This window comes from Micromonospora sp. KC213 (genome assembly GCF_004348325.1).
Taxonomy (GTDB): Bacteria; Actinomycetota; Actinomycetes; order Mycobacteriales; family Micromonosporaceae; genus Micromonospora.
The window spans coordinates 1-16,040 of sequence record NZ_SMKF01000139.1 but is presented as its reverse complement, the minus strand read 5'-3'; the positions used below and the strand labels follow the sequence as shown (position 1 = coordinate 16,040).

The 16,040-nt window shown below is 72.9% G+C and carries 8 protein-coding genes; 2 read left to right on the top strand and 6 right to left on the bottom strand.

All coding sequences use genetic code 11. The features are described from left to right. Window positions 1-53: 53 nt before the first annotated feature. Entirely contained in the window at window positions 54-2,798 is a 2,745-nt protein-coding gene (locus tag E1166_RS23125; protein ID WP_207914439.1) for a LamG-like jellyroll fold domain-containing protein, read from the bottom strand. Between the two features lie 456 nt (window positions 2,799-3,254). Here E1166_RS23125 and E1166_RS23120 point away from each other — a divergent pair, with 456 nt between their 5' ends. Together E1166_RS23120 and E1166_RS23115 are read left to right on the top strand one after the other, a co-directional pair. Then, on the top strand, window positions 3,255-4,262 hold the full coding sequence (locus E1166_RS23120; protein ID WP_132341947.1) for an SDR family oxidoreductase: 1,008 nt from the start codon (window positions 3,255-3,257) through the stop codon (window positions 4,260-4,262). Window positions 4,263-4,267: 5 nt separating this feature from the next. Then, window positions 4,268-6,448, top strand: coding sequence for a glycogen debranching N-terminal domain-containing protein (locus E1166_RS23115; RefSeq protein ID WP_132341945.1), 2,181 nt, complete (start codon window positions 4,268-4,270; stop codon window positions 6,446-6,448). 25 nt (window positions 6,449-6,473) lie between these two features. Here the strand turns inward: E1166_RS23115 and E1166_RS23110 are convergent, their stop codons facing one another. The 5 genes from E1166_RS23110 to E1166_RS23090 all read right to left on the bottom strand — a co-directional run bounded on the left by E1166_RS23110 (window position 6,474) and on the right by E1166_RS23090 (window position 15,989). Next, a complete protein-coding gene (locus E1166_RS23110; RefSeq protein ID WP_132341943.1) occupies window positions 6,474-10,826 on the bottom strand; it encodes a glycoside hydrolase family 38 C-terminal domain-containing protein in 4,353 nt (1,450 codons plus the stop codon). Window positions 10,827-10,881: 55 nt separating this feature from the next. Then, the gene (locus E1166_RS23105) at window positions 10,882-12,027 is read right to left on the bottom strand and encodes a Gfo/Idh/MocA family oxidoreductase (protein WP_132341941.1); all 1,146 of its coding nucleotides are present in this window, start codon (window positions 12,025-12,027) and stop codon (window positions 10,882-10,884) included. Between the two features lie 19 nt (window positions 12,028-12,046). Beyond that, window positions 12,047-13,909 carry a phosphatase PAP2 family protein gene (locus tag E1166_RS23100; protein WP_243710485.1) on the bottom strand — a complete coding sequence of 621 codons (1,863 nt, stop codon included), beginning with the start codon at window positions 13,907-13,909 and terminating at the stop codon, window positions 12,047-12,049. 101 nt (window positions 13,910-14,010) lie between these two features. Further along, a complete protein-coding gene (locus tag E1166_RS23095; protein WP_243710484.1) occupies window positions 14,011-15,093 on the bottom strand; it encodes a Gfo/Idh/MocA family oxidoreductase in 1,083 nt (360 codons plus the stop codon). After that, complete coding sequence (locus tag E1166_RS23090) at window positions 15,090-15,989, bottom strand: TIM barrel protein (protein ID WP_132341937.1); 900 nt, start codon at window positions 15,987-15,989, stop codon at window positions 15,090-15,092. The genes E1166_RS23095 and E1166_RS23090 overlap by 4 nt, the downstream gene beginning before the upstream one ends. Between the last annotated feature and the right edge of the window lie 51 nt (window positions 15,990-16,040).

The window sequence follows — 16,040 nt, the reverse complement described above, 5'->3', positions numbered from 1 at the left end:
GCCCGGCACCGGTGCTTCCGGTGCCGGGCCGCCGCCCGGTGAGGGACCTGCGCTCAGCTGTTGCTGCTGGCCAGTGCGGCGATCTCGGACGCCGACAGGGCCGTCCGGTAGATCCGGAAGTTGTCGACCTCGCCGGAGAAGTACGGGTCCGCCGGGTACAGCGACCTGCCGATGTAGCCGCCGAAGCCCTTCGTCGGGTCGAACAGGTCCGCCCCTTGGATGCCGATTCCGGCTGCCGTGGCGATCGCGGTGCCGTTGAGATACACCGTCATGGTCCTGCTGACCGCGTCGATGGTCACCGCGACGTTCTGCCAACTGTCACCCGGCAACGCCGCGTTGTGCACCAGGGAGTACTCGCCCCGGTTGCCGTCTGTGGTGACCGCCGTGCGCAGCAGTCCGGCGTTGTTACGGGGTGTGGTGAACAGATACCGGGTGGTGTCCGCTCCCAGCGCGCAGATCCACTGGTTGATCGTGGTCGAGGCGTTCCACTTCACCCAGTACGACACGGTGGTGCTGCCGACCCCGTTGAGCACGCCGTTGGGGATGGTGACGTACGGCGCCGTGCTGGAGTTGCCCGCGCCACCGGCCATCTTGAACGAGCCGCCCTGCACGCCGGTCCCCCACGCCGGGGTCCGGTTGTACGTGCCGTTGAACCCGCGCCCCGACGAGTCCTGGACGACGGTGCCGCTGCTCTCGTCGAACTTGTAGTGCAGCAGCAGGTGCGACACCGGCTGGGACTGCACGGTCACGGTCGCGGTGACCCGCAGGTTGGCGTTGCCAATCGGGGTGCCCTGCACGGTGAACGTGCCGACCTGCGCGTACGCCGAGGCCGGCACCGCGTCCCAGGTCACCTGGGTCGCGCCGGTCGAGCCGTCGGCGAGGGTCGCCGGGACCGTGGCCGGCAGGACCGGCGCCTGGTTGACCCCGGTGGTCGCCGACACGTTCTGCGCGCTCACCGCCGCCTGGTTCGGCTGGTACGCGCTCAGCAGGCGGTTGTACTCGGCCGCCGTCACCGGCAGCACCGTGCCGTGACGCGGTTTGCCGGGCATCGAGTAGTTGGTCGACATCGTCCAGTTCCCGGAGGTGGGATCGGTGGACTCGAACGGAACGTAGCCGCGGCCGACGAACTCGTCGATGAACAGGTACCACTTGTCCTCGGTGTTCGACTTGAACACCAGCGGCCCCTCGCCCGCCGCGATCGACGGCCGGCCGATGCAGTCCTTGACGAAGCTCCAGCTGAGGTTGCGCAGCGTGGTCGACTTCTCTTCGAGAATGAACTTGCTACACGGCGTGGACGAGGTGTTGTTGCGCTCGTCCTTGGTGAACCGGTAGTAGCTGCCGTTGTGCTTGAGCACGGTCGAGTCGATCACCGAGTAGCCCGGGTCCACCCAGATCTTCGGCTCGCTGAAGGTGTAGAAGTCGCGGGTGGTCGCGTACATCATCTTGTTGTAGGTGTTCGCGGTGTGGTTCGGGTCGCTCTCGGCGTAGATCTTCGAGGCCCAGATGACCACGTACGCGCCGATCGTGTCGTCCCAGTACGCCTCCGGCGCCCAGGTGTTGCCCGCGGTGTCCGGCGAGATCTTCACCAGCCGGGGCGGGCTCCAGTTCACCAGGTCGGTCGACTCCCAGACCAGGATCGACTTGCTGCCGGTGCGCTGCGCGGCGTCCCAGTTGGTGCTGCCGATCCTCAGGTCGGTGGCGATCTGGTAGAACTTGTCGCCCTCGGGCGAGCGGACGATGTACGGGTCCCGGGCACCCTGCTCGCCGAGGGAGGAGACCAGCACCGGGTTGCCGTTGTTCAACTGCCGGTAGTTGAGCGGGTCGTTGCCCTCGCTGAGCCCGAAGTAGACCTGCTCGGTCGGGGCGAAGTAGCTGAACAGGTAGCCCTTGAACGGCTCGACGGCCGGCCGCGGGGGCACCGTCGCGGTGAAGGTCCGGGTGGAGATCGCCGCGTTCTTCGTCACCGTCGCGGTCAACGTCACCGTGGCGCTCGCCGCGCCGGTGGCCGGCCGGTTGACCTCGCCGGTGGTGGTGATGACCTGCGGGTTGCTCGACGACCAGCTCACCGTGGTGCCGTCGGCGCCGGTGGTGGGCAGGGTCAGGTTCCCGCGTACGTCGTTGATGTTGCGCACCACGAGCGCCGCCGCGGCGGCGTCCGCGGTCTGCTGGTCGGCGGACTGGGCGACCTGCGCCACCTCGGCCGCGCTCAGGGCCCGGTTGTAGACGCGGAAGTCGCGCATCTTGCCCTTGAAGAGCTTGTCGGCCGAGTACAAGGAACGGCCGATGTAGTCGGCGGTGGTGGTGCCGTTGCCGATGGAGCCGGGGGTGAGCGTCACGGAGGTGTTGCGGCCGACCTCCACGCCGTCCTCGTACAGGATGCCGGTGCTGCCGGTCTGGGTGTACGTGACGTGCTTCCACACGCCGCGGGCCAGGTTACGCGAGGGCGACGGCCGGGTGCTCTGCTCCCCCACCCAGTACGAGTTGGAGATCGCGGTACGGAACTCGTCGCCGGTGGTGAACAGGTAGCCGTTGCCCCGGGTTCCGCTGACGTTGCCGAACCCGTACAGGAAGTACGGCGTGCCCTGGGTGGTGTCGACGCAGACGTCGAACGCGACGCTGATCGAGTTCAACCCCGCCATGATGTTGTTCGGCGCCTGGATGTACGTGCTGCTGCCGTCGAAGGCCAGCCCTTCGGTGCCGCCCCACGTGGCGGTGCCGCTGACCGTGCCGTTGCGGCCGTTGCCGGAGGAGTCGACGGCGACCGTACCGGAGGTCTCGTCGAGCTTGTACCGCAGCACGAGGCCGTTGGTGACCTCCGCCGCCTGTGCCGGTGCGGTGGCGACAGCCCGCCGGCGACCAGAGCCAGGGACAGGGCGGCACGAAGACCGGCGACGCGGCGATGGCGCGGGGTGGCGATGGCGCTGACGGGCAGAAGACGGGAACTGACCCGTCGATGCGATGTTAGCGCTAACAATCACAATCTGGGGAGCATGTCGCCCCTTCTCTAGGACGAGCAGGGATGCCGCGCCGAGGCGGGGCACACCGTCACGTGGCCCCCCCCCCCCCAGCGGCCGCCACAGTGCCTCGCCTCTGTGACGCAGTGGTTGCGAGAGTGTTAACCACCACATCTGCCCACGTCAAGGACCTGGTAGTAACCCGCGCGGTCCTTCCCCGGCTCGTTGGTGTGTCCGAGCAGCAGCGGGGAAGTCACCCGCGCGGACCACCGGCCACCATGAGCCAGGAAGGAAGTGCTCGTGCCCCGCTCACTGCCCGAGCAGGTCGTGGTCATCACCGGCGCGTCGTCCGGGATCGGCCGGGAGACCGCACTGCTGCTCGCCGAGCAGCACGCCACGGTGGTGCTGGCCGCCCGGAACACCGCGGCGCTGGACACCCTGTACGACGAGGTGACCCGCCTGGGCGGCACCGCCCTGGTCTGCCCCACCGACGTCGCCGAATGGGACCAGGTGCGCCGGCTCGCCACCACCGCCGTGCGGCGGTTCGGGCGGATCGACACCTGGGTCAACTGCGCGGCCACCTCCCTCTACGGCCCCGTCCACCGCCTGACGTCCGAGGAGATCACCCGGGCGATCCAGGTGATCCTGCTCGGGCAGGTGTACGGGATGAAGGCCGCCCTCGACCAGATGCGCGCCCAGGGCCAGGGCGGCATCGTCAACGTGGCCAGCGGCCTGTCCGTGCAGGCGGTGCCGCTCCAGGCGGCGTACGTGGCCGCCAAGCACGGCGTCCTCGGCTTCGCCGAGTCGCTGCGGATGGAACTGCGCCACGAGGGCAGCCCGATCACCGTCAGCACCCTGCTGCCGTCATCGGTCAACACCCCGCTGTTCCAGCACGCCCGGTCCAGACTCGGGGTGCTGCCGCAGCCGATCCCACCGATCTACCAACCCCGGGTGGTCGCCGAGGCGGTGCGGCACGCCATCGTCCACCCGCAGCCGCGGATGCTGGTCGGCGGCGGCGCGAAACTGCTCGAACTGGTCCACCGGGCGGCACCCCGACTGGCCGGCACCCTGCTGCTCACGGTCGGCCGGGTGGTGGACAAACAGCACTCCGGCCGCCCCGACGACGGTGTCGACAACCTGTTCGCCCCCAGCGTCGGCCCCGGCGACACCGACGGGGCGTTCGGGCAACGCGTCAAGTCCACCAGCCTCTACACCACCCTCCTCGAACAGCATCCGCACCGCCTGCGCGCCCTGGCCGCCGGCGCCACGGTGCTCGCCGTGACCGCCCTGCGCCGGCGAGGACGGTGACCGGCGTGGAGCTACGCACCCGCCCCCACCAGCGGTTCGTCTACCGAGCGCAGACCATGCTGGTCACCAACCCGCTCGGGCTGGTGACCGGCGAGGGCGCCGAGGGCCTGTACGTCCACAACAGCCGCCTGCTGTCCCGGCTCACCTGGAGCATCGACGGACACCCGGTGGCGCCGTTCGCGGTCAGCGACGTCGGCCCCGACGCCATGCTGTCCTACGCCGAGGCGCCCGACGCCACCGCTCGACACGAGAACGACGTCTACCGCGAGGCCAGCGCCGTCCACCTCGAACTCGCGGCGTTCCTCGACAACGGCCTGCGGCTGCGCGCCGACATCGTCAACCACAGCCACCACGACCGGTCGCTGACCCTCGGGCTGCACCTGGCGGCGGACTTCAGCGGCCCCGCCGAGGCCGACGACGGCCACCCGCAGCGCCTCGGCGGTACCGCCGTCGAGTGGGATCCGGCGCGCCGGCAGGTCTGTTTTCGCCTCGACCACCCGTACCTGAAACGTGCCGTACGGGTGCGGCTGGAGACCGAGGCGGACAGCGACTGGCACGACGACGCCCTGCTGGTGTCGCTGTCGGTGCCCGCACGAGACCGCCGCCGGGTGGAGATCAGCGTGGCCGGAATCCTCGACGGCCGGGAGCACACCCCCGGCCCGGGGCGGTTCACCGTCGGCCCGCCGGCCGACGTCGTCGCCGAACGCCTCGGCGACGACCTGCCCGAGTTGCGGGTCGCCGACCCCGGTGTGCAGCGGACCTGGGACACCGCGATCCAGGATCTGGCCAGTCTGCCCCTCGGTCGGCCGGAGGGACCGACGGCGCTGGTCGCCGGAATCCCGCTGTACGACCAGTTCTTCGGCCGTGACACGCTGACCACCGGTTGGCAGGCCCTGCTCGCCCTGCGCAGCCCGCTGCGCGACGCGCTGCGGGCCAACGCCGCCCTTCAGGGCACCCGGATCGACGACTGGCGCGACGAGGAACCCGGTGCCATGATCCACCAGGCCGGTGATCCGCCCTCCTCGGTGCTCGGCGAGGACCCGTTCAACCGCTACTACGGCGACTACGCCACGCCCGTGGACTACGTCGCGATGCTGGGGCAGTACCACGCGTGGACCGGGGACACCGCCACCGCGCTCGAACTGCTTCCCGCGGCGCGACGCGCCCTGACCTGGCTGGACCGCTACGGTGACCTCGACCGCGACGGGCTGCTCGAATACCGGCAACGCGCCCCGCGGGGAGTGTGCCACCAGGGCTGGAAGGACGCCCCGGACGCCATCGTGGACGCCGACGGCCGCGAACAGAAGGACCCGATCGCCACCTGCGAGTTGCAGGCCTACTGGTACGGCGCGCTGCGCAACATCGTCCCCGTCCTCGTCGCCGCCGGCGACCGGGTCCACGCCGTCCGGCTGCTGGGCCAGGCCGCCCGCCTGCGGCGGCGCATCAACCAGCGGCTCTGGCTCGACGACCTCGACGGGTACGCCCTCGGGCTGGGCCCGGACGGCCAACTGCTGCGGGTCGTGTCGAGCAACGCCGGACACCTGCTGCTCGCCGCCGTCGCCACCGGGCAGCAGGGGCAGTGGGTGGCGCGGCGGCTCATGCGACCCGACATGTTCTCCGGTTGGGGCATCCGCACCCTGAGCACCGACAATCCCGCCTACCACCCGTTCAGCTACCACCTCGGCAGCGTCTGGGCCGTCGAGCAGGCGAGCATCGCCGCCGGCTTCAGCCGCTACGGTTGCTGGCCGGAGCTGCACCGCCTCGCCCGTGGCTTCTTCGACCTCGCCGAACTGTTCCCCGCCCACCGTGTCCCGGAGGCCGTCGGTGGGCTGGCCCGCGACGCCGACCACCCGCATCCGGGCGTCTACCCGAAGGCCAACGCCCCGCAGTCCTGGTCCGCGAGCGCCGTGGTGCTGATGGTTCAGGCACTGCTCAGCCTGCGCCCGTTCGCCCCCGCCCACCTGCTGCTGCTCGACCCCCATCTGCCCGACTGGCTGCCCGAGCTGCGTCTGCGCGGGCTGCGCGTGGGCGACGCCGTGGTCGACCTGCACGTCTGGCGGCACCGGGACCGTACCCGGTGGCAGCACCGGGTACGTCAGGGCCACCTGTTCGTGCGGCAGAGCCCGTCCCTGCGCGACCCCCGCGCCCGCCTCGGTCGCGGCCTGGCGCGGCTGCTGCCCGGGTGACCCGACGGGGCGGGGGTGTCGCTGCTCAGGACCGGCCGTCCGGCTCCGGCGGGATGCCCGACGCGACGGTCAGGGCGACGGTCGGGGTGTAGCAGACCTGACCGAAGCTGGTGATCCTGGCCAAGGCCCACCACCGGCCACCGGTGCGCGCGCCGGCCGGCGCGCGCACCGTGAAGTCGAGCGTGCCGCTGCCCCCCGCCGGCAGCGCGAACCCCTGGGTCCAGGGGACGGTCGCCAGGTCGTCGCCCGGCTCGCCCCAGGTGCCGTACGGGCTGAGCAGCTGGGCCTCGCCACGGACCGGACCGGCGGCACGGTTGTGCAGCCGCAGGGTGAGCGTCCTGCTGACCCCCGGTGTCACCGCCAGCTCGACCGGTTCCAGCACCGCGTCGAGGTCGGTCGGCGGTTCCCCCGACGCCGGGGAGTCCTGGAGTTCCGTGCCCACGGTGACGGTCAGGACGTCCTCGAGGACCTGGCCCAGCCCGTCGCGGATCCGCGCGGCCAGGAAGTACCGCCCGGGCCGGGCGTCGGGCGCGGTGACGTGCAGGTCGACGTGCTGGTACTCACCGGGTTCGAGGGTGTAGCGGTACGGGCCGGCCGGGGTGACCGCCAGGCCCGCGGGCACGTCGAGGTCGACCGACCCGGCAGCGGCGACGGTCGCGGAACCCACGGTGACCCGCAGCGGGGCCGTCGCCCCGTTGCCCGGCAGCACGGCCGTGGTGGGGTGCACGTGCACGCTGACGGGAAGGTTGCCCACCGGCGCGGGCCCCTTGTTGTGCAACCAGTAGCGGGTGAAGACCGGCTGCACCACCTCGGTGACCGGTTCGCTGCGCGTGGCCGGATCCACCCGGGCCGAGCCGGAGCCGACCGGCAGCGCCGCCACGGTGACCACGTCGGTCGCGCTCAGCTCGACGGTGAGGTCGTCGCCGTCGCAGCCGACCGACGGCTGCTGCGCCGACCCGACGGGACCCTGTTCGACCACGTCGATGACGGTCGGGTCGCACAGCCCGCCGCGCAGCCGGACCCGGGCCGGTGTCGGTGATCCGGCCGACTCGTAGAGGCGCAGGGTGATGCCGTTCGCCGCATCGACGGCACCGGGTTGGCCGGCGGCGACCGGATTGCCGCGGGGCTTGAGCGCGGAGAGGATGACGGTGTCGGGTTCGACCGAGCCGAGGCTGGCCGACCGGGGCAACGGGCCGGGTGCCGCCGGAACGCTCTCGGCCCGCAGCCGGTGGTTCAGTTCCTGGGCGGCCCGCACGAAGCCGGCCCGCCGCCAGTCGCCGGGGCCGGCGAGCAGGCTGTACCGGAAGGTGTGGCTCCAGTGTTGCAGGGCGAACCCGGCCCCGTCGGGCGTGCCACGGCGAGGACCGTCGATCCAGACTCCGCTCGGCCAGCCGGTGCAGGCCCGCATCAGCGACAGGTGCAGCGTGCCGTCGTGGTGCGCCACGTAGCTGGGGGTGCCGTGGTTGACCAGGGCCACCGAGTAGTCGGTGAGCGGATCGTCGGCGCCGGCCAGTTGCGCCGGTTGCCGTACCTCGATCGTCGCGTCGTCGAGATCCTCGGTGAGGGTGTCGACGGCCTGGCCGAGGTCGGCGGCGGCGACGATGAGCACCGGCAGGTCGCGCGGAGCACGCAGGTCCGCGCCCGGCACCCACACCTGCGGGCGGGGCCGGGCGGCCGGGACGAACACCCGTCCGGTCGCGGCCAACACGGCACGGTAGGCGTCACCGGCTGCCGCGAGGACGGCCTCGGCGAACCGGTTCTGCGCGCCGAGCACGATCCGCACGTCGGGCAGGTTCGAGTCGGCGTCCAGCGCCCCGTAGCGCGGCCCGTCCGGGTAGGTGCGGCTGGCGGTGACGCCCTGCCGGGCCAGCGCGGTGAGCAGCCCGCGTACCCGCGCGGTGTGCTCCGGGTGGTCGTCGGCGACGAGCTCGGCGACGCCGATGGCGTGCTGGTGGACGCCGCCGTCGGCGTCGTGCAGCCGGATGCGGGCCGTCGACGACAGGCCGGCCCAGGTGTGTGCCGGGTTGTCCAGGGTCCAGAGGTGCTGCGCGGTGTCGGTCTCGGGGAACCCGAACGGGCGACCGATGGCCGCGAAGCCGACCTCCGCGACAGGCAGGGCGCCGGGCAGGGCGAGGTCGAAGCGGACCCGCAGCAGTCGGTCCCGGCCGATGGATCCGTCGACGTGGGTACGGAAGTCGATCCGTTCGACGTCGTGCCAGAGGATGACCTCGCGGGTGACCCGCAGGTCGTCGAGGGTGGCGACGGTGACCAGCCGGCTGCCGGCGGCGCTCTGCTCGACCCGTACCTCGGCGGGACCGAAGGCGCGGCCCGGCCCGGTCGGCAGCAGGTGCCACGGGCCTTCACCGTGGTGCGGGTGCTCCGGGTACTCGTCCTGGACGACCAGTTCGCCGCCGAGCCCGTCCGGGCGCAGCAACTCCCGGCCGCTGCGCCGGTCGAGGATGCGGCTGAGCCCGCCGCCGCGGCGCGGATCGACGTCGATCCGGAAGACGGCGTTGCTGATCGAGTGGGATCCGGCAGCGGCCGTCCAGCCGGTGACCGGCCGTGCCGTCCCGGCGTCGGCCACCCGCAGCACCCGGTAACCCAACGCCGGCACCTCGCGGACCGGGACCGACAGGTCGATCTCCGCGATGCTGCCGTCGTCGTGGTACGACACCCCCTCGGCCACCGTGGGCAGATGCGCACCGTCGTCGTCGCGGACCACCACCCCGGACGGGCCGGGTGCGGGATAGCGCAGCCCGATCCGGGTGATCCCGTCCCGGGCCCAGGACAGCGAGTTGGCCACCAGCACGGCGCGGCCGTCGCCGGCGGTGTCGGCGTGGGCCGCGAGCACACCGGCGGCCCCCCGCCAGGCGGCGTCGCCCAGCTCGTACGCCTCCCGCCAGCCGGCCAGCAGGTCGAGGTAGACCTGGTCGGACTCGGTGCCGGTGATGGCGTCGTGGTGGGCGCCGTAGGCGAGCAGCCGCCACGCCTTGTCCAGCGCCTCGCTCGGATAACGGTCGCCGAGCAGCAGCGCCAGGGTGGCGAGGCGTTCGGCGTCCAGCAGCAGCGTCTCGGCGGCGCGTTGCGCCTGCTTGGTGTCGGTGTAGGAGACGTCCTTGCCGGTGTAGACCGGGTTCATGTCCCGGGTCTGCGAGGAGACCGGCCGGCCGTCGGGGCGGGAACCACCGGCCAGTTCGGCGCGGACCGCGGCGAAGAAGTCACGGGGCAGCCCCATCCGGAATCGGGGCCACTGGTAGCGGCGGGGCCAGGCGCGGTGGATCTCGGTGCACCACCGGGACGGGATGTTGTGGTCGTGACCCACCGGGAGCAGCACGTTGCGGGTGGCGGCGACCTTGCGCAGCTCCCGGTACTGGGCGTACGCCTCGGCCATCGCCTCGTCGAGGGTCTCCTTGCGTTCCATGTCCCAGCCGGCCACGTAGTGGTTGGCCAGGTACGCGGTGAGCAGACCACGGCCGGTGGGCGACACCCACTCGAACTCGCTGGGAAACTGCATCCGGGTGATGTCGCCGGTGTGCCGCTTGGCCCCGACCTGGTGGAACGGGCCGCGCGCCCACACGCTGGAGGTGAGCCCGGCGTCGGCCATCAGGCCGGGGAAGGACGGGTCGTGGCCGAACACGTCGAGCATCCAGGCGCTGGCCGGGTCGCCGCCCAGCACGTCGCGCTGGTAGCCGATGCCGTGCACCGCGTTGCGGATGGTCGACTCGGGGTGGGTCAGGTTGGTGTTGGGCTCGTTGTACATGCCGCCGACCAGTTCGATCCGGCCGTCGCGCAGCATCCGGCGCAGGTCCGCCCGGTCGTCGACGAAGACGTTCCAGTACGGCTGCAGATAGTCGACCTCGGCGAGCACGAACCGGTAGTCGTCGTCGTGGCGGGCGGCGTCGAGGTGGGCCCGCACCAGGTCGAAGGCGGTCCGGACGAACGGCGGTCGCAGCCGGTCGGCGCCGGGCACGTCGGGCAACTGCTGCCACAGTTCGGTGAAGCCACGCTGGGTGTTCCACCAGACCGGGTCGTAGTGGAAGTGCGAGACCATCCACACGGTCCAGCCGGTGGCGGCGGCGCGCAGGTCGCCGTCGGCGCTGACCCGGTCGGTGGCGGTCTCCGCCACCGCCGTGATCCGGTGCCGGGAACCCTCCGGGGCCGGGGCGGCGACGTGTACGCCGACCTCCACCGTCACCGGTTCCCCGGCGGTCAGCGGTCCGGTGACGGCCGGTTCCGGGGTGCGGACGGTGGGCCCCTCGACCCGTACCCGGGCCGGTGGACTCGGGTTGTCGGCGGTGAGGGTGACCCGGACCACCTGCCGTGGCGCGTCCTCGGGGCCGAGGAACAGGTCGGTGCCCTCGATCTGGCTGATGCGCATGTGCTGTCCTTCGTGGTCGCCGATCCTGGTCACCCGGAGGGTGGTTGCCTCATGGTCACCCGGTGGGTGGCTGCGGTGGTGGGGTCCACCGGAACGGCTCGGCGCGGGCCCAGTCCACGCCGAGTTCGTGGTACAGCCGACCGGTCCGGGCCGCCCGTCGGGTCAGCGCCGGCAGGTCGGCCAGGGACTCCTGCCCGACCGGCACCGGCGCCGGACCACGGTGGACCGCCTCGGCGACCTGGGTGAAGGCCAGGGTGTCCGCCAGCGGGACCAGCAGCGGCACCTGCGAATCGGCGAGGTGGTCGAGCAGGTTCTCCAGCAGGTCCGTGCGGGGATGCGTACTGTCGCCGGCCGGGGTGCGCAACCGGTCCTCGGTGTAGTGCAGCACGGCGGTGCCGGCGCTGCCGAACACCTCGATGACCGGCTCGACGGGCTGCGGCGCGCAGAGCGTGACGGCGATCGTGACCGGGGTGCCGAGGGCGGTGCGGACCCGGGCGCTGGCGGTGTCGTGCGCCTGCGCCGCCCGGGTCCGGTAGGTGTCCAGCTCGACCTCGCCGACCGGCTGGTCGCCGCCGGAGCCGTCCAGCCGCAGCGCCAGGGCGACCCCGTGCGCGAACGGGTTGGTCAGGGCGCCGTCGTTGACGCTACGGCCGTCCAGCCATCGGCGTCCCGCCCACGTCGACCGCGACCAGTACCCGTCGTCGCGCCACCAGAGCCCGGTGACCCCGATGTGGCGTACCCGGCCGAGCACGCCGGCGCGGATCTGCCGGGTCAGTTCACCGACGGCGGCGGAGCCGAATGCCTGGAAACCGACCTGGCAGACCCGGCCGGTGTCACGCTGGGCCGCGAGCAGCCGGCCGAGACCGTCCAGGGTGGGCGCCGGCGGCTTCTCCAGCAGGACGTGCGCGCCGGCCCGCAGGGCCAGCAGCGCGAGGTCCACATGGGTGTGCACCGGTGTGGAGATCACGACCAGGTCCGGTTCGACGGCGGTGATGAGCGCGGCGGCGTCGCCGTGGTGCACGGCGGCACCGGCCAGCGCGCGTTGCGCGGCGTCGAGCGGACGCGGGTCGGCCACCCCGACCAGGCGCAGCCGCCCGGCCGCGTGCAGGCACGCCAGCCGCTCCAGGTGGCCACGGCCGTAGCCGTGCGCGCCGACCAGCACGACGGTGGGCTGGTCGGCGCATCCGGGGATGAGCACCATGGTCGGAAGGTCGCCGGGTTCAGCCGCGCCGCACGCGGACGAGTACGGAGGTGCGGGTGTAGACCGGCTCGGCGCGGTATCCGGGGGTGCGTACCGTGACGGTGTCGAAGCAGCCCACCACCCGGGCGGCCCGCAGCACCGGGACGAGGTGCGCGTCGCCCTCGACGGTCACCTCCAGGCTGGCACCCCGACCGATCTGGGCCGTGCCGGCGACGGTCAGCGCGGCCCGCCCGCCGCGCCGCCCCACCACGGCGAGGACCCCGCCGCGCTGGCGGTAGTCGCCGTGCAGCGCGGCGGGCTGGGCCAGCCGCAGCGTGCCCGCGCGGACCTCGACGTCGCCGGTGCCCAGCGCGTCCGGCGAGCCGGCGGCCAGGGTGCCGCCCAGCACCCGCACACCGCCGCGGAACCGGTTCGCGCCGGTCAGGCCGAGGGTTCCGGTGCCGCGCAGGATGAGCCCACCCGGGCCGTCGATGTCGTTGCGCCAGGTGTCGGTGGCGTGGAAGCCGCCGCGGGCCGAGTCCAGGGTGACCTCGACGTCGTCCTCGAACGCGCCGTAGCCGTCGGCCGCGGCGAACAGGTTGAGCCGGCCCCACTGCTCCGGCCCGTCGAGCAGGGCGTAACCGGCCGGCAGCGCGGTGGTCCGCAGCACCGCCCGCCGCTGGTCGGCGGTCAGGTACGGCTGGCGGGTCTCGAGCAGGACCTCGGCGCCCTTGGGCACGGTCAGCGGCGCGTCGCGGCCCTGCCGGGGCAGGACGTAGGTGAGCTTCGGGGTGACCAGCCGTTGGTTCGCCGCCCGGTCGGCGTACGGGTCGACGCTTGCGTCGGCGCGGTGCGCGTACCGGAGGAGGGTGTCGGCCGTGGTGCCGGTCTGCGCCCGCAGGTACGCGGCGGCCTGCTCCCGCGCGGCCACCTTCAGCTCGGCGTTGGCCGGGTCGTTGAGGGCGGCGGCGGCCAGCGCGGTGGCCAGCACCCGGCCGCCCACCACGTCCAGCGGCGAGTGCATGCCGGCGGTGATCCGGGTGTCGGACAGATCGAACGCGCAGGTCACCAGCTCCTGAAAGCGTTCGGGTACGGCGTAGGCGAACGCCAGGGCGGCCAGGTGCAGCGCGTTGGTGTGCCCGCTGGGGAAGCCACCGTCGTCGGCGGGGGTGCGACTGCGCTGGCGCAGCAGCTGCGGCGCGACGACGACGTCGCTGCGGTAGATCGGGTAGCCGAGGTCGTCGACCTCGCCGGTGTCGACGACCTCGCTGTCCTCGGTCATCCGCCAGGGGCGCGGGTACTGCACGGCGAACTTGCTGGGGTTGCTGGAGGCGAACGGGCCGCGCACGGTGTTCACCAGGGTCACGACCGCGCCCAGCGCCGAGGTGGGCGAGCCGGCGCCGATCGCGGAATTGGGCGGCGCGCCCGGCGGCACCGCGTCGCTGATCGTGGTCGGCGGGGTGCCGGTCGGCGCCTCGGTGATGCTGGTGACCGCGAGCGCGCCGGCCTTGTACACGTCGGCCAGCGCACCGAGACCGGCGATCACCGCGTAGCTCTGGTGCTGGCGGTCGCAGATGAACGCCCGGGCGGCCTGCGCCTCGGTGCGCGCCGCGGTCACCGCCGCGCAGTAGCGCACGTTGGCCCGCAGCACCTCGGGCGCCAGCGGCACGCCGGTGTTCCAGGTGGGTCCGGTCTGCCACAGCCGCTGCACCCCGGAGAGGATGCGCACCGCGGCGTTGGTGTCGGCGGTGAGGTTGGCGGTGGTGTTGGTCCGGTAGTCGTCGACGAACGCCTTCGCCGCGGCGGCCACCGCGGGACCGGCGAGCCAGGACAGGACCGTCGGCCCGCCGAGCAGTCCGGCGGAGACGGCGGCGGTGTGGCGCAGCAGGCTCCGGCGGTTCACGGGTCGGGGGTGCGGTGTGGTGGCGCGCTCGGGCATCAGTGATCACTCCAGCGGGATCGGGGGACGGCGTACGACCGGGGCCGGTGCGGGGGCGGCACCGGTTACGGCTCGTACAGCTTGGGGCGGCTCGGCAGGTCGATGGTGACCGGCGCCCCGGTCTCGAGTGCCCGGACGCAGGCCTGCGCCAGGTAGGTGGCGGCGAAGCCGTCCCAGGCCGTCGCGGCGGGCGAGAACGCCGCCGGTGCCGCCAGCCGTACGCTGTCGACCCAGTCCTGCAGTTCGCGCCGGTACGCCTCGGCGAACCGGGGCCGCCAGTCCATCGCCAGCGGCCGGGCGATGACGCCCGCACGCCGCTGCACGGTCGGCGACGGCATACCCAGCTCCACCGTCCCCGACTCGCCGACCAGCTCGCACCGCACCTCGTAGCCGTACCCGGCGTTGACGAAGACCTCGATGTCCACCAGGGCACCCGAGGCGGTCCGCAGGACCAGCAGCTGGGGGTCGGCGGTGCCGCCCGCCGCGGCCGCCGGCCGGGGGGTGTGCACGGTCGCCTCGACGATCTCCTCCCCCAGCAGCCACCGGCTGACGTCCAGCTCGTGCACCGCCGAGTTGGTGATCACCGCGGCGCTCGGCTGGCCGGGGCTGTTGGCCGGGTTGCGGTGCACACAGTGCAGCACCAGCGGTGCGCCGATCACACCGTCGTCCAGCGCCTGCTTCAGCTCCACGTACCCGGGGTCGTAGCGGCGCATGAAGCCCACGGTGACCAGCCGGCTGCCGTACGCGGTCTCGGCGTCGATGATCCGTTGGCAGCCGTCCACCGTCGGGGCGAGCGGCTTCTCGCAGAGCACCGGCTTGCCGACGGCGATGGCGGCCAGCACGTACGCCTCGTGGGTCGGGTCCGACGAGGCGACCAGCACGGCGTCGATGTCGTCGTCGGCGATCAGCGCGAACGGGTCGGGCAGCACCCGGGCGCCGGTCGCCTCCACCACCCGGCGGGCCCGGGTCTCGTCGACGTCGCAGACCCCGCCGAGTCGCGCGCCGGAGACCGACCCGCTGAGCAGCCGGGCGTGGTCGGCGCCCATGACACCCGCGCCGATCAATCCGACCGTGACCGGCCGGGTGTTGCGCCACACCGTCGATCCCGGTGCCGCCGACGAGAACCCGGCCTGACCGACCCGGCTCACCGGGCCACCCCCGGCAACTCGGCACCCACCGCGAGCAGGAAGTCCAGGCTGCGCCGTACGTCGTGCACCGGACCGGCGCCCGCCTGCGGTACCTCGGACAGGGCGGCGTCCTGTTCCAGCACGTACCAGCCGCCGTACCCGGCCGCCTCCAGGTCGCCGACGATGGTGGCGATGGCGAGGTCCCCGTCGCCCAGCGGCGTGTAGAGACCGGCGCGCACGGCCGTGAGGTAGCTCGTCCCCCCCGTCGCCACGGCTGCGGCCACCGCCGCGTTGACGTCCTTGAGGTGCACGTGGGCGATCCGGTCGGCGGCCAGCCCGATCAGCTCGGCCGGCTGCATCCCGCCGATCATCAGGTGCCCGGTGTCCAGGCAGAGCAGGATGTCGCTGCGCTCGACCAGCCGCAGCACCGAGGCGCGGTCCTCCACAGCGGTACCGACGTGCGGGTGCAGCGTCGGGGTCAGTCCCCGCTCGCGGGCCATCGCCTGCAACCGGTCGAGCGTGGCGAACAGCACGTCCCACTCCGCGTCGGTGAGCCGCACCTTGCGGTCGTAGCTGCCGTCGGTGGAGCGGGCGGCGAGCACGACGACCTCGGAGCCACCCGCCGCCAGGGTGTCCATGGCCGCGGCCGCCTCGGCGAGGTCGGCGTCGGTCGCGACGTGCATCGGAACGGGCAGGAACCCGCCGATCAGGCGCAGGCCGTTGGCCCGCAGCCGCTCCCGTACGTCGGTGGGGGCGGCGCCGAGGTAACCGGTCGGCCCGAGTTCGGTGGCCCGGAAACCGAGCTGGGCCATCTCGGCGAGGACCCGCTCGGCGGGCAGCTCGACGCCCCAACCCGGGGCCTCGCACACGCCCCACGAGATGGGCGCACCGCCGATCCGGTCGGCGAAGTTGGTCATACCGTCGTCTCCTTGAGGGGTCCGCGTCGCGGAAGGGGTGACCGCCGGGGG

Coding starts and splice junctions, on each gene's coding strand:
- E1166_RS23110 (WP_132341943.1), bottom strand. CDS start 10,826: ATGCGCATCAGCCAGATCGAGGGCACCGACCTGTTCCTCGGCCCCGAG.
- E1166_RS23105 (WP_132341941.1), bottom strand. CDS start 12,027: ATGGTGCTCATCCCCGGATGCGCCGACCAGCCCACCGTCGTGCTGGTC.
- E1166_RS23090 (WP_132341937.1), bottom strand. CDS start 15,989: ATGACCAACTTCGCCGACCGGATCGGCGGTGCGCCCATCTCGTGGGGC.